Below are 25,064 nucleotides of genomic sequence, written 5' to 3'. Positions count from 1 at the left end.
TTTTGGCAGGAAGAGTCAGCTACGCGTTGGCTAGTCGAGATCGAGCATGTCCATCAGGCGGATGGTCAGCTTCAGGAAGTCAGCCTCGGTGATGATGCCGACAAGTTCGTCATTGTCCACGACGGGTAGGCAGCCATACTTGTGGTGGAGCAGCAGCTCCGCAGCCTCCTGCAAGGGGGTTTCCGGGGTGACGGCCGTGACGTCGGTGCGCATGATCTCGCGGATGGGGATTCCGGAATCGATTTCGTCTTGCGTTTTTCTGTCCACGTCAGCAAACTGTGACAGAGTGGCCGCAAGTATGTCCCTGTGGGTGAGAAGCCCCATGAATTTCATGCTGTTGGACACGATGGGAATGTGACGTATCCGGGCGAGTGACATCATGGAGCGTGCAGTCTTGAGCGTGTCCGTTCCGCGCAGCGTGAAGACATCCCTTGTCATCAGATCGTTGACTGTCAGCATCGCGTGCTCCTTTTTGTCGTATGGACAATACTCGACACAGTTGTCCGGCGCTGTCAAGGGAATGCGTCGATGCTGGCGGATCATGTTGACTTGACTGGTGAAATCTGGTCTGCATCAGCGGGTCGTCACAGCCGCTCCATCACGGGATGGACAGCGAAAGGGCGGCGTGCATTCATCGGGAACATCTATGGTTCAAGTCGACTTACGCCGGAACAGGGAACGCATGGTTCGTGACCAGATCGAGGCGCGCGGGATCAATGATCTCGCCGTCTGCGACGCCATGCGCAAGATCAAGCGTCATCTTTTCGTGGAGGAGGCCCTTCAGGCGCAAGCCTACGAGGACCACCCCGTGCCCATCGGGTTCAAGCAGACCATCTCCCAGCCGTTCATCGTCGCGCTCATGTCGCACCTGCTGGACGTCCAGCCCGGCATGAGGGTGCTCGAAATCGGCACCGGGTCGGGCTATCAGGCCGCCGTGCTCGCCGAGATGGGGGCGGAGGTCTACAGCGTGGAGCGCATCCGCGAACTGCACGTCGCCGCGCGGAAGCGGCTGACGGAACTGCGATATTTCAACATCCGTCTCAAGCTCGATGACGGGACTCTCGGTTGGCCGGAGCATGCTCCGTACGACCGCATCATCGTCACCGCCGGGGGACCCGAACTGCCGCAGCCGCTGCTCGACCAGTTGGCCGATCCCGGCATGCTGCTCATGCCCGTGGGCGCGTCGCGCCGGAATCAGGACCTCGTCCTCGTGCGCAAGCAGGACGGGCGAATCACGCAGGAGAGCAGGGGCGGCGTCGTCTTCGTCGATCTCATCGGAACGCATGGCTGGTAGGGCCACATGCCCTCGAAACGCATCGAACCTCAACTCGGCGGACAATCCATGACATTCAGGCAGGCCCTGTTCTCCGGTCCCGGACCGGACACGTTCTCCCGCGCGCTCGTGCTGGCCGCGAAAGGCTTCTGCATGGGCGCGGCGGACATCGTTCCCGGCGTTTCGGGCGGTACGGTGGCCTTTATCACCGGCATCTACGAGGACCTCATCGCCGCCATTCGATCGGTGAACCTGCGCGCCATCGGCGCACTGCTCCGGTTCGATCTGGCGGGCTGCATCGCGCAGGTGCATCTGCGCTTTCTCGTGCCGCTTCTCGCGGGCCTCGGGTTGGCGCTCGTGTCCATGGCGGGTGTCATGAACATGCTGCTCAAGTCGTATCCCGTACAGATATGGGCGCTGTTTCTCGGCCTTATCCTCGCGTCCATCCTCGTGGTGAGCCGCCGGGTGGAGCGCTGGACTCCTGCGTGCTGGGCATGGCTCGTCGCCGGAACCCTCTTCAGCTGGTTCGTGGTGGGTATGATCCCCGTCACCACACCCGAGACGTGGTGGTTCATCCTGCTGTGCGGCATGATCGCCATCTGCGCCATGATCCTTCCGGGAATCAGCGGTGCCTTTCTGCTTTTGATCCTCGGGAAATACGAGTATATAACCGGAGCGCTGCGCAATCCGTTTGATCCCGGCAACCTTGCGGTGCTTGCGATCTTCGCCTGTGGATGCGTCATCGGCATCACGTCCTTTTCGCGGGTGCTGCACGTCTTTTTCGTGCGCTGGCACGCGCTGGCCGTGGCCTGTCTCACGGGATTCATGATCGGCGCATTGCGCAAGGTATGGCCGTGGAAGGAAGTGCTCGAAACGCAGATCATTCGCGGCAAGGTGCACGTCCTGCGCGACGCAAACGTGCTTCCTGCATTTGACGGGGATTTCATGTTTGCCGTATTGCTGATGGCGACGGGATTCGCGCTTGTGGTCCTGCTGGACCGCGTGTCGGAACGGCAGGCTCGCTGATCACCGCGATTTTTGTGAAAAAATTCTCCTTTGGCTCTGGTCAACGGCCAGAAAAGGATTATCGTCAATGCGTCCCCCGCCCGGCTGTCGGACGGAGAGGCACTGGAACCGTCACGGTGTGAACGGCTAAGAGTAACCACGAAGAGGCTAGAGACAATGACCCAATCCGGATGCAGCTCCTGTTCCTCTGGTGGCGGCGGCGAGAATAAGCCGAGCGCCAAGCAGATCATTCAGGACCAGATGATCTCCAGCACACTGGAGAAGATCAAGTATAAGCTGTTCATCATGAGCGGCAAGGGCGGCGTGGGCAAAAGCTCCGTCACCGTCAACGTTGCGGCCGCGCTGGCCAAGCTCGGCTTCAAGGTCGGCATCATGGACGTGGACATCCACGGCCCCAGCGTTCCCCGTCTGCTCGGTCTTTCCGGTCAGCTGGAAGGCGACGAGCGCGGCGGTCTGATCAAGCCCAAGAAGTACGACGACAACCTCTACGCCGTCTCCATGGATTCCCTGCTCAAGGACACCGACCAGGCCGTCCTGTGGCGCGGTCCCATGAAGACCTCCGCCATCCGTCAGTTCATTTCCGACGTGTGCTGGGGCGAGCTCGACTTTCTGGTCATCGATTCGCCTCCCGGAACTGGCGACGAGCACATGACCGTGCTCAAGACCATTCCGGACGCGCTGTGCGTGGTGGTGACCACGCCGCAGGAACTGTCCCTTGCCGACGTGCGCAAGGCCGTCAACTTCCTGCAGTACGCCCACGCGAGCGTGCTCGGCGTGATCGAGAACATGAGCGGCCTCGTCTGCCCGCACTGCCACAAGGAGATCAATCTCTTCAAGAAGGGCGGCGGCAAGGAACTGGCCGAGAAGTACGGCCTGCCGTTCCTCGGTGAGATTCCGCTCGATCCGACCACCGTTGTGGCGAGCGATCTGGGCACCCCGGTGGTGTACCTCGAAGAGGACTCTCCGGCAAAGAACGCGCTGCTCAAGATTGCCGATGAAATCAGCAAGGCCGCGCAGAACAGCCTTGAGGCGGTTTCGACCATTCACCTCTAGGCGGCGGAAGCAGCAGGCTTCCGTACCGCATCGGACGCGAGGGTAGGGTATGCGCCACGCGTTGACCATGCCGATCCTTATTCTTGTGATGGCGTTGAGCCTTACGCTCGACGCCGCGCAGGCCGGTGCGGGCAAGATGTACTATTTCGTGGACGAGGAGGGCCGATTCCATTTCACGAACCGGCCCTCCTCGACTGCGTACAGCGTTTTTGCCGTGTTCCGGAATTTTCCCGACAAGAGCCGCGACGACATCATGCGCGTCGTGCGGCGGATGTCGCGGCGGCACGGCGTGGACCCGAGCCTCGTGGCCGCAGTGATCGAGGTGGAGTCCAATTTCGAGCCGGATGCCATATCCCACAAGGGAGCGCAGGGGCTCATGCAGATCATGCCCCATACCGGGCGCGATCTCGGCCTCGATAAGCCCTTCGACATGGAGGACAACATCGAGGCCGGAGTGAAGTATCTGAAGATGCAGATCGATCGTTTCGGCGACAAGGCGTTGGCCTTGGCCGCGTACAACGCAGGACCCAAGCAGGTCGAGCGCTACGGCGGCATCCCTCCGTTTCCGGAAACCCGGCAGTACGTCCGGAAGGTGCTTACCATCTACAATCGACTCAAAGGCAGCTGATTCATAATGATAAAGCTCAATCTCGCCAACAAGCTCACCCTTGCGCGCATTCTTGCCGTGCCGGTGATCGTTGTCCTTCTGTATTTTCCTTCCAAGATCGCGTGCCTGAGCGCAATGCTCGTTTTCATCGTCGCGTCGCTCACGGATCTCTTCGACGGTCTCATCGCCCGCCGCATGGGCATGGTGACCAACTTCGGCAAGTTCCTCGATCCGCTGGCGGACAAGATCCTCGTCGGCTCCGTGCTGATCATGCTGGTCGAAATGGGCTGGGTTCCCGCGTGGGTGGTTATCATCATCATCGCCCGTGAGACGACCGTGACCGGACTGCGCGCCATCGCCGCAGACATGGGCATGGTCCTCGCTGCGGACAAGTACGGCAAGCTTAAGACCGTGATCCAGATTCTTGCGCTGTGTCCGCTTCTTTTGCACTTCGAGTGGTTCGGCTTCGATCCCGTAGGCATCGGAACGTTCTTCCTCTATATCGCCCTTGTGCTGACAGTGTTTTCCGGCGGGAATTATCTGTACAAATTCTATAAGAATTGGTTATATGAGGAAAATCGGGAAGGATAGCGGAGCGGTACATGCCGGTCCGCATTGGCGAGCGGACGAGAAACCCTAACCGCGGGGGGTTTTCATGGCCCAGATTGATGCCTTTTTTAAAATGATGCATGAAATGGGGGCTTCGGACCTCCATCTCTCCAGCGGAACCCAGCCGATCATCAGGCTGCATGGCGAGCTGGAACGTGTCAAATACAAGGTACTTGAGCACGACGAACTGAAGAAGCTGCTTTTTGAAATCACGCCGGAGGCCAAGGTCAAGGAATTCGAGGAAACGGGCGATATCGACTTCGCCTACGAAGTTCCGAACCTTGCCCGCTACCGCGTGAACTTCTTCAATCAGGCCAGAGGCGTCGCCGCCGTCTTCCGTGAAATCCCCCAGACGATTCTCACGGTGGAACAGCTGGACCTTCCCCCCATCCTTAAGAATCTCTGCATGCTGCCTAAGGGACTGGTGCTGGTCACCGGTCCCACGGGTAGCGGCAAATCGACCACCCTTGCGGCCATGATGGACTTCTGCAACACCATGCGCCGCCAGCACATCCTCACCATTGAGGACCCCATCGAATTCGTGCACCAGCCCCGGCAGAGCCTCATCAACCAGCGCGAGCTGGGGCGTGACACCAAGAGCTTTTCCGCCGCACTTCGCGGTGCGTTGCGCGAAGACCCGGATATCATCCTCGTCGGCGAAATGCGCGACCTCGAAACCATCCAGCTCGCGCTGGAAGCCGCGGAAACCGGCCACCTCGTGTTTTCGACCCTGCATACCATCTCCGCCGCCAAGACCGTCGACCGTATCATCGAGGTCTTCCCGGGCGACTTGCAGGCGCAGATTCGCGCGGGCTTGTCCGAGGCGCTACGGGCTGTCGTCGCGCAGAACCTCTTCAAGCGCATCGACCGCAAGGGCCGCGTCGCCGCGCTGGAGATTCTCATCGGCATTCCTTCGGTGCGAAACCTCATCCGCGAGAACAAGACGTTCCAGCTGAACTCGGTCATCGAAACCGGCAAGAAGTACGGCATGCAGACCCTCGACGACGAGATCATGAAGCTTCTCCAGAAAAAGATCATCGATCCCAACGATGCCTACGAGAAGTCCGTGGACAAGGCCAAGTTCAAGCAGTTCCTCACGAAGGACCCCAACGACTTCACCGAAGCCTAACACGGGGGGAGCGTCATGCTTCGTTCGCAGTTCGATCACATTATCGGGCAGGTGCTGGACCACAGCCCCTCCACGTCGGACATCTTTTTCGTGGCGGGGAAACCCTTGCAGGCCGAGGTGCACGGCAAGCTCGAAAACGTGCCGCTCGATCCGGCGATGGGGCCGTTCTCGCCCGCGCAGACCGAGTCGTGCGCCTTCTGCATGATGGGGCAGAATCAGCGCCTCTTCGACGATCTCGTCCAGCATGGTTCCTGCGACCTGTCCTACGAATTGTTGGGGCGCGCGCGCTTCAGGGTCAACATCTTCAGCCAGCGCGGGGCGCTTTCCATCGTCATGCGTCAGCTGTCCATGAAGGTCCCCACCGTGGAGCAGCTCGGCCTGCCAGCCATCTTCCACGAAATGGCGCACGAGAAATTCGGGCTGGTGCTCGTCACCGGTGCAACCGGCAGCGGCAAGTCCACCACGCTCGCAGCGCTTATCGACTCCATCAACGCCCAGTTCCCTGTGCATATCCTCACGCTTGAGGACCCGGTGGAGTTCGTTCATCCGCACAAGATGGGCACCGTCAATCAGCGCGAGATGGGGCAGGATTTCGACGCCTTCGCCTCCGGGCTTCGGGCCGCGCTGCGGCAGGCGCCCAAGGTTATCCTCGTCGGCGAAATCCGCGACCGGGAAACCATCGAGATCGCCATGCAGGCGGCTGAGACAGGGCACCTTGTGCTGGGTACGCTGCACACCTCCGACACGGGGCAGACCATCAACCGCATCATCGGCATGTTCGACCCCACGGAAGAGCATCTCGTCCGGCAGCGGCTGGGCGAAAGCCTGAAATTCGTCGTTTCGCAGCGCCTGTGCCCGAAGGAGGGCGGTGGGCGCATCGCGGCCTTCGAAATCCTGCGCAACAACCTGCGCATCAAGGATCTCGTCGTCAACGGCGAGACTCCGGAGAAGACGATCTACAACGTGCTCGAAACGTCCGAGACCTTCGGCATGATGACCTTCGACCAGTGCCTGACGAAGCACTTCGAGGAGGGCAAGGTCAGCGAGGAAACCGCCATGGTCTACGCGTCCGACAAGTCCGCGCTCATGCAGCGGCTGGATCGCATCAAGACGCTTCGCGGTGACAAGGTCACGGACATTTCCGGGTTGGAGCTCGACGCAGACTACGGCAAGGAGTAGCCGCCGCGGCGGCGCACAAGGAGGCGACCATGCAGGTGACATGCTCGGAATGCCACAAGACGCTGAACATAGCCGACGAGAAGATTCCCGCCGGAGGGCGCTTTTCCGTCAAATGTCCCCAATGTGGGCAGAAGATCGTCGTGGATGCCGCGGCAGCGGGCGCTTCGGTGCCGCCGCCTACACACGCCGCCCCCCCGCCGTACCCTGAACCCGCGCAGCCCATTCTGGATCTGCCCACTGTGGAGCCGGACATGTTCCCTCCCGGCTCGAAGGTCGCATTTCTCTATGTGGCCGACGGGGCCTTCCATTCGGCGGCTGAGGCATGGTTCGGGGCGAACGGCTACCATGTCAGCACGTCATCGGACGAGCTGGAGGCCATTGCCAAGCTGCGTCTGAACAGCTACGACATCGTGCTCGTCGAGGAAGGCGATGCCGCAAAGCGGCTGCTCTCCGAAATTTCCCGATGGCCAGGACACAAGCGTCGCGCCATCAATTATGTGCTGCTCGGAACCCGCGCAAAGAGTTTGGACCCGAATTTGGCCTTCCAGAACGGCGCGAATTTCTATATGAACACGGGCGACAGGGATAAGGCTGGTGATCTGCTCGATGGAGCCATCAGAGGTTACGAGCTTTATTACCAATTCTACAAGAAGGCGGCGCTAAGCGCCGGGAGCTGACTTCAACCAGACGGAAAACCATGGATTCCAAGACTGCCGTTCTGCAGACCAGGCTGATGAATTGCCTGGAAACGATCATCGAGCTGGAACAGGACCTCGAGCGCCTCGAGCTTGGGCACGTGCTGCTTGACGAGTTCAGCCAGCTCAAGGCGTTCATGAAGCGCATTGATCAGGTCAATGTCGACGAGGATGATGTGCGTCGCATCGAGCGCGCCACGTCCAACTTTCTGGAGGAACTGAAAGCTCCCATGGGGATCGCCGCCCTGGGTAGCGAGCGGACGTCCAAGCTCGTCCAATGATTCCAGTGCCGTGAGAGTAATTTTTCTTGCCCTGCTTCTTGTGCTCAATGCCTTCCTCGGTTATCGCCTCCTCGCGAGTGATCAGGGGGTCTTTGCCTATGTCAAGCTCCGGGAGGAGTGTGGGCGAATGCAGGACCGGCTGGCCGAAGCCGATAGGCGCGCCCGCGACCTTTCGCGTGAAATCCGTCTGCTTCAATTCGACCGGGACTACCTCAAGGACACAATTCGCAAGCGAATGAACTATCTGGCTCAGGACGAAGTCGTGTACGTCTTCCCGGATGCCAAAACCGATTCGACCGATCCGCACGCAGGAGCCGCCACGAATGCAAACCAAGATTAAATGGTTCAGGGAAGTACTGGAGCTGGAACCCGCGTCCAAGGTCTTCTTTCCTCTTGCCCGTCTCTACTTCGAGGACGGAAAACTCGAAGACGCCGTCTCGGCCCTGCGACAGGGGCTTGAGCGCAATCCCGAGCATGTGGAAGCCCGCTTCCTGCTGGTCGAGATTCTTCACGCCCTCGGGCGCGGCAGCGAGGCCGCAGCCGAGGTGGAGTCGATAACGGGCATGCTTTCGCGCTATCCCGCGTTTTGGAAGGTGTGGGCTGAAAGCTGCGCCCCCCGGGCAAAGGATGCCGCGCTTGCCTTGTCCTTCCTCGCCGCCAATTTTCAGGGTCGCAGCATTTCGTGGTCGCAGGTCATCGAACGCGGCCTCGATTCCTTCTATCGTGGCGAGGCTCCCGTGGGCGAAGCGGAGCCGTCCGTCATTGACGCCGCACCCGCGCCGAAGGCCGATGCGAAGCCAGCCGCTCGTCCAGCCGCTCATTTCGTCTCGCCGGAACCCGCCGTGGTTGTCGGTGACGAGGAGGAGGCCAATCTGCGCACGCGGACCATGGCCGATCTGCTTGCGGAGCAGGGCGACTATCGGGGCGCGCTCGACATCTACGATGAACTGCTGGCCGAAGCCGCCGATGATGAGGAAGTCGATGAGCTGGAAGGCATCATCGCCAATCTGAAGGGTAGGCTGCGAGGCGGCCCCGCGCGACAGGCGACGGCGGACGAAAGCGAACCCGTTGCCGAGGTCGAGTCGGAGGAGGATCTGCCCCCGGTCGGTCTGCCCGGCAAGGAAAAATTGCTGCATACGCTTGAAGCCCTCGCCGAACGGCTGGAGGCGCGCGCAGCCCTGTAGGGCTGTGACGGATTCCTAAAGAATTGCGGCCGCCTGTGTCCGGTGGGATCAGGCGGCCTTGTCTTGCCCGGGCGGTCCGGGACGGACCGGAGGGCAGATAGCGCTTGAAGAAAGCCGTATCTTCTGTCACACCACCCAAAGGCGACATGTGGGCCACGGCCCGAAAGCTTTGATGACGATTACAAGGGGTTGGAACTTGAAACGCAAACTCGTGCTTGCCTGCGCGGTCCTTGCCGCCACAATGATGCTTCAGGGCTGTGAAACGCTCAAGGGAACCTGGAAGACGACCAAGGTATACTACAAGGAATACATCAACGTTGATCCCCAGGTTGATCTTGAGAAGAAGGACTACAGCTCCAGCGAGGAGAAAATGTCCGCCCTTTTCACGCCGGTGGACAAGCACATGGAATCCCTTTCCATATTCCTGAATCGTCAGGACAGACTGCCCGACGAGAAGTGGATGGAGAACCTGTTCTCGGAATATCCGTGGGTTGACGGCTTCGTTGCGGCAACGCTCGATGGCGAGGTTGTCATGCGCCGTCCCGACATGAGCATGAAGCCCCTGAACATCGCTCCGCTCGTGGAGACGGGCGAGGCCCTGCGTGACAGGAAGCTGCGTGCCTACGTGGATTCCACGCCGCTTGGCCCCGAGGTCTACCTTGGCACGGCGCTGTTCAAGGGCAACGATCTGGCGGGCATCATGGCCGTCCATTTCGACATGCGCAATCTTGCCCAGTTCTGCCCGTCTCCCGACGAGCTGATGATCTTCACCCCGGACAACCTGCTGTGGGCCGGGAGCGATCGCAGCATCGCCGAGGCGCTGTTCGACCGCCCGTGGGATGCGCTGCTCAAGGAACAGTCCTCCGGCACCATCCGCATCGACGGACGTCAATTCGATTGGCTGGGACGCTATCTCGGAGACCGTCAGGTCATATACGCCGTGGAGCACATCTCCGGCGAAGACGAGGAGACCAGCAGTTTCTGGAAAATTTTCTAGCCTGAAAAGGCATGCGATGCGACGGCCGCGGTCTGTCGCCGGGCCGGATGCCGCATGGCATGCCGGCCTTCGCTTTTTGGTCGCAAATGAGAGCGCTTGCCTCGTACAACGCTTTGCTTTGCCTGTAAAAACATATTCAGCTATGATTGAAGAGCCGCTCTATTCCGATCGACTCCATCAGGAGGGCTTACGATGAGCCAGGTTACAGTTACCGAACACCTGCTTCTGCATCAGAAGAAATCGCCCATGGCAACGGGGCGGTTCACCAGCCTGCTTACGGAACTCATTCTCTCGGCCAAAATCATTTCCCGCGAGGTGACCAAGGCCGGACTCGTGGACGTGCTGGGCTTCACCGGCGAGACCAACGTCCAGGGCGAAAAGGTCCGCAAGCTCGACGAATTTGCCAACAACGTCCTCATCCACCGCATGCGCCGCTCCGGCGTGCTGTGCGCCATGGCTTCCGAGGAAAATGGCGATCTCATCCACATTTCCGGCGACCTGCCGCGTGGCGACTACATCCTCATCTTCGATCCGCTCGACGGCTCCTCGAACATTGACGTGAACGTCTCCATCGGCACGATCTTCTCCATCTATCGCCGTCCCCTCAAGAAGAACGGCGAGACGCCCTCCATGCGCGAAGTGCTCCAGACCTGTGACAAGCAGATCTGCTCCGGCTACTTCATCTACGGCTCGTCCACGATGATGGTCTACACCACCGGCGAGGGCGTGCATGGCTTCACCCTCGACCCGAGCGTCGGCGAATTCCTGCTCTCCCACGAGGACATGAAGATTCCCGAGCAGGGCCGCATCTATTCCGTGAACGAAGCCTACTGGAACTCCTGGGACCCGGCGACCAAGGAAGTGCTGGCCTACTTCAAGAGCCGTGAAAACGCGCTCGGCAAGCCGTACTCCTCGCGCTACATCGGTTCCCTCGTGGCGGATTTCCACCGCAATCTCCTCTACGGCGGCATCTTCATGTACCCCTCCCGCATCCTCGACAACGGGGAGCGGCAGGGCAAGCTGCGCCTGATGTGCGAGGCCGCGCCCATGGCCATGCTCATCGAGCAGGCTGGCGGCATGGCCACCGACGGCATCAACCGCATTCTCGACTACCAGCCCACCGAGCTGCACCAGCGCGTGCCGCTGTTCATCGGCTCAAAGAACGACGTCGAGACCGTCCGTCAGATCTACCTCAAGCATCAGGAGAAGAAGTGAGCCTGACGCTTGGCATTGAAACGTCCTGCGATGAAACGGCTCTGGCCCTTGTGGACCGGGGCCGTCTCGTCGCGGAGCGCATAGCCACGCAGATCGACGCCCACGCCCTGTTCGGTGGCGTGGTGCCGGAGCTTGCCTCGCGCGAGCATTTGCGCGTGCTTGCGCCGCTGTTCGATGAACTGCTGGCCGATGCCGGGATCGGACCCGACGACATTGCCAATATCGCCGTGGCGCGCGGGCCGGGGCTGCTGGGCAGCCTGCTGGTGGGCCTGTCGTTCGCCAAAGGGCTTGCGCTGGCCACCGGAGCGCGCCTTGTGGGCGTGAATCACCTTTGGGCGCATCTCACCGCTCCCGCGCTGGAGCAGGAATTCGAATATCCGGCCCTCGGGCTGCTGGTTTCCGGCGGCCACACGCAGACCTACCTCATCCGCTCGCCGCTGGAATTCGAAGTCCTCGGCCGCACGCTGGACGACGCAGCCGGTGAGGCCTTCGACAAGGCCGCCAAGACGTTCAATTTCCCGTATCCCGGCGGTAAGTACATCGACATGCTCGGTCGCCGCGCGCAGCCGGATCATTCCATGTTTCCGCGCCCCTACGTGAACAACGACAATCTTGATTTCAGCTTCAGCGGAGTCAAGACGGCCGTGGTCAATCACGTGGAGGCCCATCCGCATCTGCGCCTGCCCCGCATGCCGGAGCCGGGCGAGGACGTGGAGACCATCCTTACTGAGGCTGGCGTGCTGGACGAATTCTCGCTCGTGTGTTCCTCGTACAACTGGTGCATTGCCGACGCGCTACGCATCAAGGTGGAAAGGGCACTCAGGACCGTCGCGGACGCGGGCGTGCGCTCGCTTGTGGTTGCCGGTGGCGTGGCCGCCAACAGCGTGATACGTTCCACCATGACCACACTGGCCGAGACGCACGGACTGCGCTGCGTGCTGCCGCCGCTTCGGCTGTGCACCGACAATGGCGCCATGATCGCCATCATGGGTGAACGGCTCGTGAATGCGGGCTGGTGCCATGATCTCGATCTGGAGGCCATTCCGCGCGGCAGGGCCGTCCCGTGGGACTACCGCAGAATAGTTGAATAACCTCCGGGTTGTGTGCTAGCTTCGAGTTCCTTGACAGCCCGCAAGGGCCAACTTAATGTGAAAAGCTGAATCGCCGCGTGATTGCGCATGAATGCCGCACATCGCGTGGGTCCGGCCTGAGCCGGGCGCAGCCCGCGGTAGCGCCGCGGGAATCGGAACTTCGAAATCACCTTGAAACGCAAAGGAGAAGCGATATGGCTGCGCAAGTGACTGACGGCAATTTCGAAGCTGAAGTTTTGCAGTGCGATCTGCCGGTGCTTGTTGATTTTTGGGCCCCCTGGTGTGGCCCCTGCCGTGCGATGGGTCCCGTTGTCGACGAGCTGGCCAACGAGTTCGCGGGCCAGATCAAGGTCGTGAAGATGAATGTCGACGAGAATCAGGGCACCCCGAGCAAGTACGGCATCCGTGCCATCCCCACGCTGATCCTGTTCAAGGGCGGAGAAGTTCTGGAGCAGGTGACCGGTGCGGTTTCCAAGAGCAGCATCAAGGAAATGATCAGCGCCAAGATCGCCTAGGGATATTCCTGATCGGCTTTAGAGAAGGGTGGACCGGCCGTGCGTCGGCCACCCTTTTTTTTGCGCGTGCGAACGACGGGCTTGACCGCCAAGCCCCGCCTCCTGTAGGAAGCCTGACAGGGGGCGCATTCCTTTGGCGCTCCATCAGCGCAGCATCGTCCGTTTTTCCGGGCGTGACAGATCAACGACAATCCGGACAGGAAAATGAAGACAATACTTCGCATCATCGCGGCTGTGTCCCTTACCGTCATGCTGACGGGTTGCGGCTATCTCGACGCCTACTTCATCGAGCCGCCGGAGGACACGGCGCAGGAGCTCTTCGAGGCTGGCAAGGATGCCATGACCGAGAAGCATTATGCCGATGCCGCCGGATTCTTCGCGAAGCTCAAGGATCGTTATCCGTTCAGCCCCTATACGCCCGCCGCGGAACTCGCCCTGGGCGACGCCTACTTCATGAACGAGGATTACGAGCTCGCAGCGGATGCCTACAGCGAATTCGAGTCCCTGCATCCCCGCCACGAGGAGATTGCCTACGTCCTCTTCCAGATCGGAAAGAGCCGTTACAAGCAGTTCACCTCCATCGACAAGCCGCTGGAGCACGTCTCCGAGGCCATCGAGTACTTCCAGCGGGTTCAGGAAACCTACCCCGACACCAAGTACGCCAAGGAATCCGCCGCGTACATCGTCGCCTGCCGCCAGTACATGGCCGACCACGAAGTCTATGTCGCGGACTTTTACTGGCGTACGGAACGCTTCCGGGCCGCATGGCAGCGCTATACGGCCATCGCCCAGAATTTCCAGGATCTGCCCGAAGTGGCCCAGTACGCGCAGAAGCGCTCGACACTGGCCTACATGCGTTTCCAGAAGGACTCTGCCGAACTGGAACGCGAACGCGCACAGGGAAGCTGGAAACAGTGGTTTGAATGGTTGTAGATAACAAACGGCCCCACGCGGGCCGTTTTTCATTGTGGCCCGGATTGGCGTTGACGCGTCGGACGGGCCATTTTCAGGAGAAGTGACATGATCGAGAAGCCGTTCGTTCCCGAATGGGCCGTGTCCTGCCTTGTGGATGATGAGACCTTTGGCGCCGCCTATGACGGACAGTCCGGTGAGCGCAGGGCATGGCTGAAGAAGCTCATTGCCCAGATTTTCGAGATGAGCGGCCCCGTGCGCACGTCCGAAGCTTTCGCCGGTGCCGATTGGCGTACCGGATTTTCATCGCGTACCGTGAGCGCCACGCCCGACTATGTCGCCGTGGTGCTTGGCGCGGATTGCACCTCCGCCTCGCAGGCTGTTGCCGCGGCGCTTCCGGCGGTGCTGTCCGGCGCGCGCAACGTCTGCCTTGTCCGCGTGGGCGAGGAGGGCGGCGCTTGCGATGCCGTGCTGGCCGGAATGGAATTGTGCGGTATGGAGACCGTGCTGGCCATGAACGAGGCCGAGGCCGTGCGCTTCATCGAGTATCTGGCCGGATTTGGCCGTGGGGCGCTGGTCGTGCGTGCCGGAGCCGAAGCTGGCGGCGCGCTGGTGGCGCAGGCGGCCAGGGCGTGCGGCAACATGCGGCTGTGGTTGGACCAGCCGGCCACGCGCATCGGCGTATGGGGCGCGGATTCCGACTGGGATTTCGAGACCCTCGCTTGGGCGCATCCCGACGTGGCGTTCGAGCTGTGGAACGCGCAGGACAAGGCGGATGGCTTTGCACCGCGCGCTGGCGAATTCGAGGACTTCCTCGCGCAGGGGTACGATGCCGTCTTCGTTTCGCAGGAACTCGCCGAGCAGGCGCTTTCCCGCTCTGGTCTCGTGCTTTGTCCCGGTCAGGAAGGCTGCTGGGCATGGCTTGATCTGCGACCAGAAAATTTTCGTGTTTCCGGCTTGGCATTGAGTGTGGTTTCCGAGTAAAAACACTGGATACGCACGAGTTTCGTCCTCATACCGCCACACTTTCGCACAGGATGCCGAACATGCCGAATACTCCCATCGTCCCCAAGGGCTACATCCAGTCGCTGCGCAACATTGGCATCATCGCCCACATCGACGCCGGAAAGACGACGCTCTCCGAGCGCATCCTCTATTTCACCGGTAAGATCCATCGCATGGGCGAGGTGCACGAAGGCACGGCCACCATGGACTTCATGCCCGAGGAGCAGGAGCGCGGGATCACCATCGGCTCGGCATGCACTACCTGCACGTGGGGGCCGCACACCATCAACGTCATCGACACGCCCGGCCACGTGGACTTCACCATCGAGGTCGAACGCTCGCTGCGTGTGCTTGACGGCGCGGTCGGCGTATTCTGCGCCGTGGGCGGCGTGGAGCCGCAGTCCGAAACCGTGTGGCGGCAGTCCGAGAAATACCACGTTCCCAAGCTGGCCTTTGTGAACAAGATGGACCGCATCGGCGCGAACTTCGAGGCCGTGCTCGACGCCATGCGCGAGCGCCTCGGCGCGTCGCCACTGGCCATGCAGATTCCCGTGGGCGCGGGACCGGAATTTACGGGCGTCATTGACATCGTGGGCATGCGCTATCTCGTCTTCGACGAGGACAAGCGTGGCGGAAGCTACGAGGCTTTCGACCTGACGCCGGAGCAGGCCGAACTGGCCGCGCCGTGGCGCGACCGGCTCATCGACGTGGTCTCGGAAGCCAACGACGCTATTCTCGAAGCGGCTCTTTCCGGCGAGGACCCCGCGCGTGAACTGATCGACGCCACCGTGCGCGAGCTGACCGTTGGTCTGAAGATCGTTCCGGTCTACGCCGGTTCCGCACTGCGAAATATCGGCGTTCAGCCGCTGCTCGACGCCGTGTGTGCCTATCTGCCCAGCCCCCTCGAAGTGGTGCCCCAGACCGGCACGGACGCGCTGACGAAAAAGCGCATCACGATGGAGCCTTCACCGCAGGAACCGCTGTCGGTCCTCGCGTTCAAGGTGAATCTCGATTCCGGGCACAAGCTCGTGCTCATGCGCGTCTACTCCGGCGTGCTCGAATCCGGGCAGGTCGTCTGGAATGCCACCCAGCAGCAGGAGGAGCGCGTGGCGCACCTCTATCGCGTCCACGCAGGGCACCGGGAGAAGATCGAACGTGCCGTGGCGGGCGAGATCGTCGCTGCCGCTGGCATGAAGTTCGCTCGCACCGGAGACACGCTGTGCACGCGCGAGCATCCGGTCATCCTTGAGCATATCGAAGGCTACAAGCCGGTCATCTCGCTGGCTCTGGAGCCGCGCAGCAGCGCCGAGGCCGAACGGCTGGAAGAAGTCATGCGCAAGCTGCTGCTCGAAGATCCCACCCTCGACGTGAAGATCGACGAGGAGACGGAACAGTTGGTGCTGTCCGGCATGGGCGAGCTGCACCTCGATGTGGTGCTGGACCGTGTGCGTCGCGAGTTCAATGTGGACCCGCGCGTCGGCAAGCCGCAGGTGGTCTATCAGGAAACCGTGGGCCAGTGTGCGCCGGGAGAGGGCGAGTTCGACCGCGAGCTTGGCGACGTGGAGCATTACGGCTTCGTGAGTCTTACCGTGGAGCCGCTTCCTCGGCAGGCTGGGCGGGACATTGTTCTTGAGGTCGATCCCGAGGCGTGGCCGACCGACTGGCTCGACGCCGTGGCCGAAGGTATCGAGGACGGGTTGCAGAGCGGTGTGGTGCGCGGGTATCCCGTGCAGGATGTTCGCGTGATCGTGCGCGAGCTTCGCCGGGTGGACGGCAAGTCCAGCACCGTGGGCTATCGCATGGCCGCCGCATTGGCCCTGAAGCAGGCGCTGGCACAGGCGACTCCGAAACTGCTCGAACCCATCATGAATGTGGAGGTCAACGTCCCGGACGAATTCGTGGGCGAGGTGATAGGTCTTTTCGGCACCAAGGGTGCCAGAATCGGCAACATGTTCGACGTGAACGGCCAGAAGATCGTGCAGGCGCTTACGCCTCTGCGACAGCTGTTCGGGTTCTCCACCCAGCTGCGTTCCGTCACCCAGGGTAGGGCAGGGCTGATCATGAAGTTCGCCCGCTTCGACGTCCTTGGCTAGTGTGCAACCACTTTCCTCAGGTCACAGACTTCCGATGAACAAGAATCGTACGTCACGGTGGGTCCGGCTCAAGCGCTGGACCCGCTACCATTACCTGCGCATCATGCGTCTTGCGGCGACGCCGCACTCCATCGCCATGGGCCTCGCCCTCGGTATCTTCGTCGGCTTTTTGCCCATCATCCCGTTTCAGACCATCGTCGTGCTCGCACTGGCGTTCGTCTTTCGCGGGAACAAGATCGCCGCGGCGCTCGGAACATGGATTTCAAACCCCGTGGACCTGCCGTTTTTCTATTACGGCCTGTATCTCGTAGGCAGCCTTGTCCTGCCGTTCGCCGGTCCGGGTTTCGATCCGCATCACCTCGAAATGAAGCAACTCATTGAGGCGGGCTGGGAACTCTTCGCCATGATGCTGACCGGTGGCCTCATCCTCGGCATTCCGGCGTCCGTCATCACCTACTTCGCCACCAGCAAGGCCGTTTCGGTCTACCGCAAGCGCCGCATGCTGCGCATGCTCAAGAAGCGCACCCACATCGGCTGACCCCGATTACTATTTCCAACACGAAGGCCCCCACAGGATCGTTATTCCTGCGGGGGCCTTCGTGTTGGCGGGATGCTCCGCAACGATCCTCACTTCATTCCCGGCCCCAAGCGTGCTATGACGGACCGAAACCTGTTCATGATTTCAACGCGTTGCCAGCGCGGCGTCGATACGGGAGGAACCATGCGCACATGGAGTGAGGTGGAGACGGATTCCGGATTCTGGGCCGGGGTGGCCTCGGCTCCCGCAGTGGTGCTTGTCCTCGACTACGACGGAACTCTCGCGCCATTCGTGGCGAACCCTGCCGAGGCCGTTCCGTATCCGGGCGTGTGCGAAGCCGTGACGCGGTTGATGGACGGCGAACGGTGCCGTGTGGTTTTCGTGACGGGCCGGGCCATTGACGATCTGCTTCCGCTTTTGGCGTTGCCGCGCACGCCGGAGATATGGGGCAGTCACGGCGGGGAGCGGCTGCTTTCCGATGGTCGTTGCATTCCACCAGCCATGCAGGACGAAACGCGCGAAGCCCTCGCCCGTGCGGCAGGCATGGCCAATGCGGCGGGCTATAGCCATAACCTTGAGCGCAAACCGGGCTGTATCGCGTTTCACCTCCGGTCACTCCCGGAGCAGGAGAGGGCGAAGGCGTCGGAATGGGCGCGTGGAGCGTGGGGCGAGTTGGACGGACGGGACGGCCTCGTCCTGCATGCCTTTGACGGTGGGCTCGAACTGCGCTGCGCCGGATTTGGAAAGGATCGGGCGGTCCGAACCATTGTGGAAGAAGCACCGGACGGGGCGGCGATCTTCTACCTTGGCGACGATCTGACTGACGAGGACGCCTTTGCGGCACTTGCGGGGCATGGAACGGGAATTATTGTTCGCGCGCAATGCGAGCGGCCGAGCCTTGCGCAATGGATACTCCACCCGCCGATGGAGCTCATCGCGTTTTTTCAGCGCCTGACGGATGTTTTAGTTGGTAGGACATGAAAAGGCACGTGGCGCGGATTTGTGTGTATATCACGCAACAGCGCATGTTGCTTGAGAATTTCTTGCAATGCCATCATCCATTCTGTACACAATGAGGTGTCCTTCCGGAAGGACTGTGCCAATATTCCGGATTTGTTCACTCCATTCAGGGCGGTATGATGCATAGAAATTCAGTCCGGCTGCTCGTCGTTTCCAATCGGCTTCCCATTAGCCTCTCCCGTTGCGGCGAGGGCTGGAGCGTGGAGCAGGGCAAGGGCGGACTGGTCACCGCGTTGGCTCCCGTGCTTCGCAACAGGGGGGGCGATTGGATAGGCTGGCCGGGGTCTGGATGCGATGACGACCTTACCCCCTATCTGTCCGCATTCTCGAAGAAGGCCGGCTACAACCTGCACGGGGTCAACCTCACCGAAGACGAGGTGCAGGGCTTCTATCAAGGCTTTTCCAACGAAATCATCTGGCCGCTGTTTCACGACTTCCAATCCCGCTGCAACTTCGTCCCCGACTACTTTCGCAGCTACCTCGACGTGAACCGCAAGTTCGCCGAGGTCATCGCCGCCCATTCCACGGGGGACGATTACGTCTGGGTGCATGACTATCACCTCATGCATGCGGCGCAGATGCTGCGCATACTCGGGCACGCTCGGCGGACCGGATTCTTCCTGCATATCCCTTTCCCGCCGCAGGACATTTTCCTCAAGCTGCCATGGCGTCAGGAAATCATCCGGGCACTTTTGGAGTTCGATCTCGTGGGATTCCAGACCTTTCGCGACAGGCGGAATTTCCTGCAATGTGCCGTTACCCTGTGCCGGGACCTCAAGCCCTCCGGGCGCGGCCCCGTGGTGCACCTGAACGGGCAGGGCAGGCAGGTGAAGGTGGGCTATTTCCCCATCAGCATCGACTATCGCGAGTTCTCGAATCAGGCCCGCACCCGCGCGGCGGCGGAGCAGGCCGATCAGGTCCATGCGGCGTTCCGGCGCAGATTCCTCATCATCGGGGCGGACAGGCTCGACTATAGCAAGGGCATTCCCGAACGCCTCGAAGCCATGCGCACGCTGCTCCTCAAGTATCCGGAACTGCGCGAGAAACTGTCCCTCGTCCAGATCGTCGTTCCCAGCAGGGAAACCGTGCAGGAATATCAGACGATGAAGCAGCGCATCGAAAGCCTCGTCAGCGAGATCAATGGGCAGTTCGCGGTGCCGGGCTGGTCGCCCATCCACTATCAGTACCGGAATCTCGACAGGGCGGAGCTTGTGGCCTATTACCGCGCGTCGCGCATGGCGCTGGTTACCCCGCTGCGCGACGGCATGAACCTCGTGGCCAAGGAGTACTGCGCCTGCAACCTGTCCGGGGACGGCGTATTGGTGCTCTCCGAATTCGCGGGCGCGGCGGCGCAACTCCAGCGTGGGGCGCTGCTCGTCAACCCCTACGACACCGAGGGCGTGGCTGATGCCATTTTCGAGGCGTACCACATGGTTCTTGACGAGAAGCGGGCGCGCATGCACAAGATGCAGACCGCGATTCGCAAGTACGACATCTACTGGTGGGTCGATTCGTTTCTCAAGGCGGCCTTTGACAGACAACTCGACGACTTCCCGCCGCAGGAGGTCGTGGATTACCACGGGGCGTGACCCCGAACTGCCCGGCATCCACGTGCATAGGGCGGCATCCACCATCCGACGCCCACGCGTCGAAAACGAAGTGACAACGTGAATAAGATCGAGACTCCCCGCTACGGCCGCTTCGCCAAGAAGCGCTTCGGCCAGAATTTTCTGCACGATGCCAACATCTGCCGCAAGATCGTCGCGGCCTTGCGTATCGAACCCGATGATCGTGTCATCGAGATCGGTCCGGGCCACGGCGCGCTGTCCTGTCATATAGCCGAGGCCGCCCCGGCACTCTACGCCGCCGTGGAGCGCGATCTCGACCTCGCGCTGGAGTTGCGCGAGAAGTGTCCGGAGGTCCAGCCGCTGGCCGCGGACGCGCTGTGCGTGCGCTGGGAGGCGCTGTCGGCGGATGTGCCGTGGAAGATCATCGGCAATCTTCCGTACAATGTCGCCTCGCCGCTCATGTGGGACATCTTCAGCCGGGCGAAGGGGCTGCGCCGCGCGGTGTTCATGATCCAGAAGGAAGTGGGGCAGCGCCTCACCGCCGAACCGGGCACCAAAGCCTATGGCGCGCTGACCGTATGGGTGCAGAGCTACGTCAGGCCACGCCACGAGTTCACCGTTGGCCCCAACGTGTTCACGCCAAGGCCCAAGGTGGACTCTTCCGTGCTCTCGTTCGAGCCACTTTCGGAAGAAAAAGTCTTCGACCCCGAGGCCTTGTCCGGGCTGGTGAAACTCTGCTTCCAGAATAGGCGCAAGCAGCTTGGTAAGATACTGAAAACATTGTGGAATGACGATGTCGAAGCCCTTCTGGCTTCCCTTGGTCATACACCCCGGACACGGCCTGAGGAATTGGCCCCGACCCACTTCCAGGCCTTGTCAGCACTGGTTAATGTGCATTTTATGGCTTGACATGATTGAGATTCTGTTGCCAATGTTCAATGCGACGGCTGGGGCCGCGCCATGGGCGGGTTTCAGCCGTATGCCTCACTAAAGGGGAAGGGTAAATCCCGTAAACCACTGGACACGAACCTTCTTTTGCTTTATGGGGCATTGAAAAGCGTGCAAACGCATGCGAGTAGGGCTGCACTGGTCCACAACGGCACAATGGGCCACAAGCTTCAGTGAAAGCGAAGTTGCCTCGCCGAAGGCGGACATGGTGATAGGAAAGTTGTTTTTGGGGAGATAGAGACAAACTTCTATGAGGAGGAAGGACTGATGACTAAGGCTGATCTGGTTGTTAAGATTGCTGAGAAGGCCAACATCACCAAGGCCAATGCTGAGCGTTCCCTGAATGCTTTTCTGGATACCGTCGAGGCTACCCTCGTGAAAGACGGCAAGCTGACCCTTACCGGCTTCGGTACCTTCGTTGTTGAGGAGCGCAAGTCCCGCACCGGTCGCAACCCCCGCACCGGCGAGCAGATCGAGATTCCCTCTTCCAAGGTTGTCAAGTTCCGTCCTGGCAAGCTCCTGAAAGACGCCGTAAAGTAAAGTCTCAAGGGAGGACAGTATGATCCATGGAGAAACTCTTCACAGCGCCCTGCCCTGGGATCTCCCCTGGTGGGCTCCTGACCATGTCGTTTTCTTTGGAACGCTCTATCTCGTGTTGGGCATCCTCGGTCTCGCCGTGGGCTACGCCGCTGTGAAAGCCTACATCGACACTGTCGCCAACCCGAAGTCCGGCGCTAATTCTCATTAGTCCCCGGCCTCATGACGACTTGTTCGGCCCGATCCGCACATATGCGGGTCGGGCCGTCTTTTGTCCCATGGGCCAATGTCGGAAGGGAAGGGGATGTCCGTCGAAGGCCAATTCTCCTGGATTTTTTCTTGCCAAGCGTGTAATGATGGCATACAAGTTCTGTCTTTACTTTGGCGCGGCCTTTTTGAGCCGTGCACTCAGGGGGAGGTGATTTTTAATGCCCGGTGTAATCCTCGAGGATAACGAAAACTTTGATGCCGCTCTTCGCCGTTTCAAGAAGCAGGTCGAAAAGTCCGGCCTCCTGTCCGAGCTGAAGAAGCGTCAGCACTTCGAGAAGCCCAGCGTGCAGCGCAAGAAGAAGATGGCTGCCGCCCGCAAGAGGCTTGTCAAGAAGATGCGCAAGATCAATATGGGTTAATCGCCTTCCGTTCTACGGAGTGCGGTTGGCGGCCTGCCGCAAGGTGGGCACCATTACCGATCCCTCAAGTTGTGCGGGGCGGCGTGAACGCCGCCCCGCATTCCTTTATTCACCAAGCAAGGCGCATCCCCACGGATGCCCGCCGCGGAGCAAACGTCATGAGCAGCCTCATCAAGAAAATCGAATCTGACTTCGTTACCGCCTACAAGGCCAAGGACCAGGATCGCGTCTCTGTTCTGCGCATGCTCAAGACCTCCCTCAAGAACAAGCAGGTCGAACTGATGCGCGAGCCGACCGACGACGAGGCACTCGATCTCGTTGCCAAGCAGGTCAAGCAGCGTCAGGAATCCATCGACCAGTTCACCAGCGCCGGACGCACCGAACTTGCCGACAAGGAAGCGGCCGAAATGGCCATCCTCAAGGAGTACCTGCCCGAGCCTCTCTCCACCGAAGAGATCGAGCGCGTAATCGCCGAAACCATCACGGAACTCGGCGCACAGGGCATGAAGGACATGGGACGCGTCATGGGTGCTATCACCGCAGCCTACAAGGGCAGAATCGACGGCAAGGAGCTGTCATCCATCGTGCGCGCAAGGCTTTCCGCCTAGTCGCGAACGCATTTTTCTACAGCATCATCATATGGAATCGCGAACTCTCCAGCTTCTCGAGTTCCCCAAGGTTCTCGAACTGGTGGCCGGATACTGCGCATCCGAATCGGGCGCACAACGTGTTTTGGCCATCCGTCCGTTCGAGGACTCTCTTACGCTTGCGCATGAACTCGATCTTCTGAGGCAGTGGCTGACATGGAATGCGGAAACGCGTTTCAAGCTCGGCACCTTTCCCCCGCTTGACGGGCTGTTCGAACATCTCGGGCAGCCCTCTGCCGTGCTTGATCTCGACGCCTTGTGGGCCGTTTCCGAAGTGCTTGGCACCGCCCGCGAAGCCCGCGAGGTGCTGGAGCGGATCGACGAGGAGCGTTTTCCGCTTCTGGCCGCTCTGGTGGGGCGCAACTGGCCGCAGAAGCTCTGGTCCGCCCTGCGGCGTTGCCTCGGGCGCGACGGCAATATCCGTGACGAAGCCTCGCCGGAACTCTTCTCCGTGCGGCAGGAAATCCGCCAGATTCACAGCCGCTGCTACAAGCGTGTCAAGGAATTCATCGAGAACGAAGGCCTGTCGAATTTCCTTCAGGACGACTTCGTTACCATCTCGTCCGATCGCTACGTCATTCCCCTGAAGACGGGCGCGAAGGGACGCGTGCGCGGCGTCATCCACGACTATTCGCAGACCGGCGAAACCTGCTACTGCGAGCCGTTGTTCCTCGTCGATATGAACAACCAGTTGCAGGACTTCAAGCAGGAGGAGCGCGAGGCCGAACGCGAGGTGCTGCGCTTCCTTACGGACCTTGCCCGGCAGGAGTACGACGAGCTTGAGGGCGCGTACGAATTCCTCATCACGAGCGACATGCTCGCCGCCAAGACCTCTTTCGCCGGTGACTACGACGCCCGGACCATCGAAATCGGCGAGGGAAGCCCGCTGAATCTGCGTACCGTGCGCCATCCGCTGCTCATGAAGACTGGCGGTCACGCCATCCCCGTGGACATTGTCCTGCATGAGGGGCAGCGGGCGCTGATCATCAGTGGCGGCAACGCCGGTGGCAAGACCGTGTGCCTGAAGACCATGGGCCTTGCTGCGCTGATGGCGCTTTCGGCACTGCCGGTCAGTGCGGACGAGGGAAGCTCCATGCCCGCATGGGGCCGCATTTTCGTTGTGCTTGGCGACGAGCAGAGCATCGAGGATTCGCTGTCCACCTTCACCGCGCAGATCAAACATCTGTCCGGCGCGTTCGCGGCCATCGACGACCGCACGCTGGTGATCATGGACGAATTCGGCGCTGGTACCGACCCGAGCCAGGGCGCGGCGCTTGCGCAGGCCGTTGTCGACAGCGTGCTGGACAAGGGCGCGTGGCTCGGCGTGGCTACCCATTTCCCGGCGCTCAAGGCCTATGCCCTGAGCAGGGAAGGTGTGCGCGCGGCCTCCGTGCTGTTCCACCCCGTGAGCAAGAAGCCCCTGTATCAGCTGGCCTACGATCAGGTCGGCGCGAGTCAGGCGCTGGACGTTGCCCGCGAGCACGGCCTGCCCGAGGAGATTCTTCAGCGCGCCGAGCAGTATCTGCTGCTCGACGGTTCCGATACCTCGCGTATCGTCGAACGTTTGAACGAGCTTGCCGTTGCCCGCGCGAACGAGTTGAGTGCCCTCGAAGAGGAGCGCCACAAGCTGCATGACAAGCGGCTGCGGTTCTCCGAGCGCTACGAGCGTGAGAAGAAGGTGCTCATGGACGAGATTCGCGCACAGGCCCAGAGCGTTCTGCAAGAGTGGAACAAGGGCCGTATCGGGCACAAGGAAGCCCGCCGCAAGCTCGCCGAGGCCAGACAGTCTCTGGCCGGGACCGGCAGCGGCGTTGCGGCGGAGACTCCGATCGCTCCGGCCGTCTCCGATGAACTGGCATGGACAGACGTGACCGTCGGCGGCACCTATGGCTACGCGGCATGGGGCAAGAACGGCGTGGTGCAGGAGAAGGACGACCGTCGCCAGCGCGTGAAGCTGGACATGGGCGGCGTCGCCGTCTGGGTCGGCCTCTCCGAGATTGCACCGCAGGCGAAGCAGGGCGGCACAGTGCGTCCGGCTGCGACGGGGACGGCAAACGTGCGCAAGAGCGCGTCGCTGTCGCTGGATCTTCGCGGCATGCGGGCCGATGCGGCCTTGGCCGAACTGGCGCGCTACATCGACGGAGCTGTGCTCTCCGGCCACCATCGCGTGGAAATCGTGCATGGGCGGGGAACGGGAGCGCTTCGGCGTGAAGTTCACGAATTTCTGCGGACATTCCCGCCGGTTGACAGTTATAGTCTTGCACCGGAAGATCAGGGCGGCGATGGCATGACGATCGTGGAGTTGAAGTAAGA

28 protein-coding genes are annotated in these 25,064 nt (G+C 61.0%); 27 read left to right on the top strand and 1 reads right to left on the bottom strand.

The genetic code is table 11. From position 1 onward, the window contains the following. Nucleotides 1-30: 30 nt before the first annotated feature. Nucleotides 31-459 carry a CBS domain-containing protein gene (locus GGQ74_RS02765; RefSeq protein WP_167940004.1) on the bottom strand — a complete coding sequence of 143 codons (429 nt, stop codon included), beginning with the start codon at nt 457-459 and terminating at the stop codon, nt 31-33. 187 nt (nt 460-646) lie between these two features. On the opposite strand from GGQ74_RS02765, the gene GGQ74_RS02760 reads away from it, so the two are divergent. From GGQ74_RS02760 to GGQ74_RS02630, 27 genes are all read left to right on the top strand, one after another. After that, nucleotides 647-1,294 (top strand): protein-L-isoaspartate(D-aspartate) O-methyltransferase, encoded by a 648-nt coding sequence (locus GGQ74_RS02760; RefSeq protein ID WP_167940003.1) that lies wholly within the window; start codon nt 647-649, stop codon nt 1,292-1,294. Between the two features lie 48 nt (nt 1,295-1,342). Continuing rightward, complete coding sequence (locus GGQ74_RS02755; RefSeq protein ID WP_167940002.1) at nt 1,343-2,299, top strand: DUF368 domain-containing protein; 957 nt, start codon at nt 1,343-1,345, stop codon at nt 2,297-2,299. Nucleotides 2,300-2,455: 156 nt separating this feature from the next. After that, complete coding sequence (locus tag GGQ74_RS02750) at nt 2,456-3,352, top strand: Mrp/NBP35 family ATP-binding protein (RefSeq protein WP_167940001.1); 897 nt, start codon at nt 2,456-2,458, stop codon at nt 3,350-3,352. Between the two features lie 67 nt (nt 3,353-3,419). Beyond that, nucleotides 3,420-3,980, top strand: coding sequence for a lytic transglycosylase domain-containing protein (locus GGQ74_RS02745; protein WP_167940000.1), 561 nt, complete (start codon nt 3,420-3,422; stop codon nt 3,978-3,980). Nucleotides 3,981-3,986: 6 nt separating this feature from the next. After that, complete coding sequence (gene pgsA, locus GGQ74_RS02740) at nt 3,987-4,550, top strand: CDP-diacylglycerol--glycerol-3-phosphate 3-phosphatidyltransferase (RefSeq protein WP_167939999.1); 564 nt, start codon at nt 3,987-3,989, stop codon at nt 4,548-4,550. A gap of 64 nt (nt 4,551-4,614) precedes the next feature. Further along, the gene (locus tag GGQ74_RS02735) at nt 4,615-5,697 is read left to right on the top strand and encodes a type IV pilus twitching motility protein PilT (protein ID WP_167939998.1); all 1,083 of its coding nucleotides are present in this window, start codon (nt 4,615-4,617) and stop codon (nt 5,695-5,697) included. Between the two features lie 15 nt (nt 5,698-5,712). Then, the gene (locus tag GGQ74_RS02730; protein ID WP_167939997.1) at nt 5,713-6,876 is read left to right on the top strand and encodes a type IV pilus twitching motility protein PilT; all 1,164 of its coding nucleotides are present in this window, start codon (nt 5,713-5,715) and stop codon (nt 6,874-6,876) included. Between the two features lie 29 nt (nt 6,877-6,905). Then, on the top strand, nt 6,906-7,553 hold the full coding sequence (locus GGQ74_RS02725) for a zinc-ribbon domain-containing protein (RefSeq protein WP_167939996.1): 648 nt from the start codon (nt 6,906-6,908) through the stop codon (nt 7,551-7,553). A gap of 20 nt (nt 7,554-7,573) precedes the next feature. Then, entirely contained in the window at nt 7,574-7,852 is a 279-nt protein-coding gene (locus GGQ74_RS02720) for a hypothetical protein (RefSeq protein WP_167939995.1), read from the top strand. A gap of 10 nt (nt 7,853-7,862) precedes the next feature. Beyond that, complete coding sequence (locus GGQ74_RS02715) at nt 7,863-8,192, top strand: septum formation initiator family protein (RefSeq protein ID WP_167939994.1); 330 nt, start codon at nt 7,863-7,865, stop codon at nt 8,190-8,192. Next, complete coding sequence (locus GGQ74_RS02710; RefSeq protein WP_167939993.1) at nt 8,176-9,036, top strand: tetratricopeptide repeat protein; 861 nt, start codon at nt 8,176-8,178, stop codon at nt 9,034-9,036. Before GGQ74_RS02715 ends, GGQ74_RS02710 begins: the two co-directional genes overlap by 17 nt. 196 nt (nt 9,037-9,232) lie before the next feature. Beyond that, on the top strand, nt 9,233-10,033 hold the full coding sequence (locus GGQ74_RS02705; protein ID WP_167939992.1) for a hypothetical protein: 801 nt from the start codon (nt 9,233-9,235) through the stop codon (nt 10,031-10,033). A gap of 192 nt (nt 10,034-10,225) precedes the next feature. Continuing rightward, nucleotides 10,226-11,248, top strand: a complete 1,023-nt coding sequence (fbp, locus tag GGQ74_RS02700) for a class 1 fructose-bisphosphatase (protein ID WP_167939991.1) — start codon at nt 10,226-10,228, stop codon at nt 11,246-11,248. Then, nucleotides 11,245-12,339: a tRNA (adenosine(37)-N6)-threonylcarbamoyltransferase complex transferase subunit TsaD gene (tsaD, locus tag GGQ74_RS02695; RefSeq protein WP_342448571.1), complete on the top strand. Its 1,095-nt coding sequence runs from the start codon at nt 11,245-11,247 to the stop codon at nt 12,337-12,339. The genes fbp and tsaD overlap by 4 nt, the downstream gene beginning before the upstream one ends. A gap of 194 nt (nt 12,340-12,533) precedes the next feature. Continuing rightward, nucleotides 12,534-12,854 carry a thioredoxin gene (trxA, locus tag GGQ74_RS02690; RefSeq protein WP_167939990.1) on the top strand — a complete coding sequence of 107 codons (321 nt, stop codon included), beginning with the start codon at nt 12,534-12,536 and terminating at the stop codon, nt 12,852-12,854. A 204-nt stretch (nt 12,855-13,058) separates the two neighbouring features. Further along, a complete protein-coding gene (locus GGQ74_RS02685) occupies nt 13,059-13,787 on the top strand; it encodes an outer membrane protein assembly factor BamD (RefSeq protein WP_167939989.1) in 729 nt (242 codons plus the stop codon). A gap of 87 nt (nt 13,788-13,874) precedes the next feature. Continuing rightward, nucleotides 13,875-14,750: a hypothetical protein gene (locus tag GGQ74_RS02680; protein WP_167939988.1), complete on the top strand. Its 876-nt coding sequence runs from the start codon at nt 13,875-13,877 to the stop codon at nt 14,748-14,750. A 62-nt stretch (nt 14,751-14,812) separates the two neighbouring features. Next, nucleotides 14,813-16,864 (top strand): elongation factor G, encoded by a 2,052-nt coding sequence (gene fusA, locus GGQ74_RS02675; protein ID WP_167939987.1) that lies wholly within the window; start codon nt 14,813-14,815, stop codon nt 16,862-16,864. Nucleotides 16,865-16,898: 34 nt separating this feature from the next. Continuing rightward, a complete protein-coding gene (locus GGQ74_RS02670) occupies nt 16,899-17,402 on the top strand; it encodes a DUF2062 domain-containing protein (RefSeq protein ID WP_167939986.1) in 504 nt (167 codons plus the stop codon). A gap of 183 nt (nt 17,403-17,585) precedes the next feature. Next, nucleotides 17,586-18,383, top strand: a complete 798-nt coding sequence (gene otsB, locus GGQ74_RS02665) for a trehalose-phosphatase (protein WP_167939985.1) — start codon at nt 17,586-17,588, stop codon at nt 18,381-18,383. Nucleotides 18,384-18,541: 158 nt separating this feature from the next. Then, the gene (locus GGQ74_RS02660) at nt 18,542-20,011 is read left to right on the top strand and encodes an alpha,alpha-trehalose-phosphate synthase (UDP-forming) (protein ID WP_167939984.1); all 1,470 of its coding nucleotides are present in this window, start codon (nt 18,542-18,544) and stop codon (nt 20,009-20,011) included. A 78-nt stretch (nt 20,012-20,089) separates the two neighbouring features. Further along, complete coding sequence (gene rsmA, locus GGQ74_RS02655) at nt 20,090-20,899, top strand: 16S rRNA (adenine(1518)-N(6)/adenine(1519)-N(6))-dimethyltransferase RsmA (RefSeq protein WP_167939983.1); 810 nt, start codon at nt 20,090-20,092, stop codon at nt 20,897-20,899. 306 nt (nt 20,900-21,205) lie between these two features. After that, nucleotides 21,206-21,478: an HU family DNA-binding protein gene (locus tag GGQ74_RS02650; protein WP_167939982.1), complete on the top strand. Its 273-nt coding sequence runs from the start codon at nt 21,206-21,208 to the stop codon at nt 21,476-21,478. Between the two features lie 19 nt (nt 21,479-21,497). Beyond that, nucleotides 21,498-21,686, top strand: coding sequence for a hypothetical protein (locus tag GGQ74_RS02645; RefSeq protein ID WP_167939981.1), 189 nt, complete (start codon nt 21,498-21,500; stop codon nt 21,684-21,686). A gap of 217 nt (nt 21,687-21,903) precedes the next feature. Beyond that, nucleotides 21,904-22,104 carry a 30S ribosomal protein S21 gene (rpsU, locus tag GGQ74_RS02640; RefSeq protein WP_167939980.1) on the top strand — a complete coding sequence of 67 codons (201 nt, stop codon included), beginning with the start codon at nt 21,904-21,906 and terminating at the stop codon, nt 22,102-22,104. 158 nt (nt 22,105-22,262) lie between these two features. Beyond that, nucleotides 22,263-22,712 (top strand): GatB/YqeY domain-containing protein, encoded by a 450-nt coding sequence (locus GGQ74_RS02635; RefSeq protein WP_167939979.1) that lies wholly within the window; start codon nt 22,263-22,265, stop codon nt 22,710-22,712. A gap of 31 nt (nt 22,713-22,743) precedes the next feature. Next, nucleotides 22,744-25,062 carry an endonuclease MutS2 gene (locus tag GGQ74_RS02630; RefSeq protein WP_167939978.1) on the top strand — a complete coding sequence of 773 codons (2,319 nt, stop codon included), beginning with the start codon at nt 22,744-22,746 and terminating at the stop codon, nt 25,060-25,062. The last annotated feature ends 2 nt before the right edge of the window (nt 25,063-25,064 follow it).

This window comes from Desulfobaculum xiamenense (genome assembly GCF_011927665.1).
GTDB classification, from domain to species: domain Bacteria; phylum Desulfobacterota; class Desulfovibrionia; order Desulfovibrionales; family Desulfovibrionaceae; genus Desulfobaculum; species Desulfobaculum xiamenense.
Note: the sequence above shows the minus strand (reverse complement) of the source record. Positions and strands in the feature narration are given on the sequence as shown.

Excerpts from the sequence above, each read along its gene's own strand:
- pgsA (WP_167939999.1), top strand. The coding sequence starts at position 3,987 with ATGATAAAGCTCAATCTCGCCAACAAGCTCACCCTTGCGCGCATTCTT.
- GGQ74_RS02725 (WP_167939996.1), top strand. The coding sequence starts at position 6,906 with ATGCAGGTGACATGCTCGGAATGCCACAAGACGCTGAACATAGCCGAC.
- GGQ74_RS02735 (WP_167939998.1), top strand. The coding sequence starts at position 4,615 with ATGGCCCAGATTGATGCCTTTTTTAAAATGATGCATGAAATGGGGGCT.
- GGQ74_RS02660 (WP_167939984.1), top strand. The coding sequence starts at position 18,542 with ATGCATAGAAATTCAGTCCGGCTGCTCGTCGTTTCCAATCGGCTTCCC.
- GGQ74_RS02720 (WP_167939995.1), top strand. The coding sequence starts at position 7,574 with ATGGATTCCAAGACTGCCGTTCTGCAGACCAGGCTGATGAATTGCCTG.
- rpsU (WP_167939980.1), top strand. The coding sequence starts at position 21,904 with ATGCCCGGTGTAATCCTCGAGGATAACGAAAACTTTGATGCCGCTCTT.
- GGQ74_RS02670 (WP_167939986.1), top strand. The coding sequence starts at position 16,899 with ATGAACAAGAATCGTACGTCACGGTGGGTCCGGCTCAAGCGCTGGACC.
- GGQ74_RS02680 (WP_167939988.1), top strand. The coding sequence starts at position 13,875 with ATGATCGAGAAGCCGTTCGTTCCCGAATGGGCCGTGTCCTGCCTTGTG.
- GGQ74_RS02650 (WP_167939982.1), top strand. The coding sequence starts at position 21,206 with ATGACTAAGGCTGATCTGGTTGTTAAGATTGCTGAGAAGGCCAACATC.
- GGQ74_RS02630 (WP_167939978.1), top strand. The coding sequence starts at position 22,744 with ATGGAATCGCGAACTCTCCAGCTTCTCGAGTTCCCCAAGGTTCTCGAA.
- GGQ74_RS02730 (WP_167939997.1), top strand. The coding sequence starts at position 5,713 with ATGCTTCGTTCGCAGTTCGATCACATTATCGGGCAGGTGCTGGACCAC.
- GGQ74_RS02685 (WP_167939989.1), top strand. The coding sequence starts at position 13,059 with ATGAAGACAATACTTCGCATCATCGCGGCTGTGTCCCTTACCGTCATG.
- GGQ74_RS02635 (WP_167939979.1), top strand. The coding sequence starts at position 22,263 with ATGAGCAGCCTCATCAAGAAAATCGAATCTGACTTCGTTACCGCCTAC.
- otsB (WP_167939985.1), top strand. The coding sequence starts at position 17,586 with ATGCGCACATGGAGTGAGGTGGAGACGGATTCCGGATTCTGGGCCGGG.
- GGQ74_RS02745 (WP_167940000.1), top strand. The coding sequence starts at position 3,420 with ATGCCGATCCTTATTCTTGTGATGGCGTTGAGCCTTACGCTCGACGCC.
- trxA (WP_167939990.1), top strand. The coding sequence starts at position 12,534 with ATGGCTGCGCAAGTGACTGACGGCAATTTCGAAGCTGAAGTTTTGCAG.
- GGQ74_RS02765 (WP_167940004.1), bottom strand. The coding sequence starts at position 459 with ATGCTGACAGTCAACGATCTGATGACAAGGGATGTCTTCACGCTGCGC.
- GGQ74_RS02750 (WP_167940001.1), top strand. The coding sequence starts at position 2,456 with ATGACCCAATCCGGATGCAGCTCCTGTTCCTCTGGTGGCGGCGGCGAG.
- GGQ74_RS02710 (WP_167939993.1), top strand. The coding sequence starts at position 8,176 with ATGCAAACCAAGATTAAATGGTTCAGGGAAGTACTGGAGCTGGAACCC.
- GGQ74_RS02760 (WP_167940003.1), top strand. The coding sequence starts at position 647 with ATGGTTCAAGTCGACTTACGCCGGAACAGGGAACGCATGGTTCGTGAC.
- GGQ74_RS02755 (WP_167940002.1), top strand. The coding sequence starts at position 1,343 with ATGACATTCAGGCAGGCCCTGTTCTCCGGTCCCGGACCGGACACGTTC.
- fusA (WP_167939987.1), top strand. The coding sequence starts at position 14,813 with ATGCCGAATACTCCCATCGTCCCCAAGGGCTACATCCAGTCGCTGCGC.
- GGQ74_RS02645 (WP_167939981.1), top strand. The coding sequence starts at position 21,498 with ATGATCCATGGAGAAACTCTTCACAGCGCCCTGCCCTGGGATCTCCCC.
- fbp (WP_167939991.1), top strand. The coding sequence starts at position 10,226 with ATGAGCCAGGTTACAGTTACCGAACACCTGCTTCTGCATCAGAAGAAA.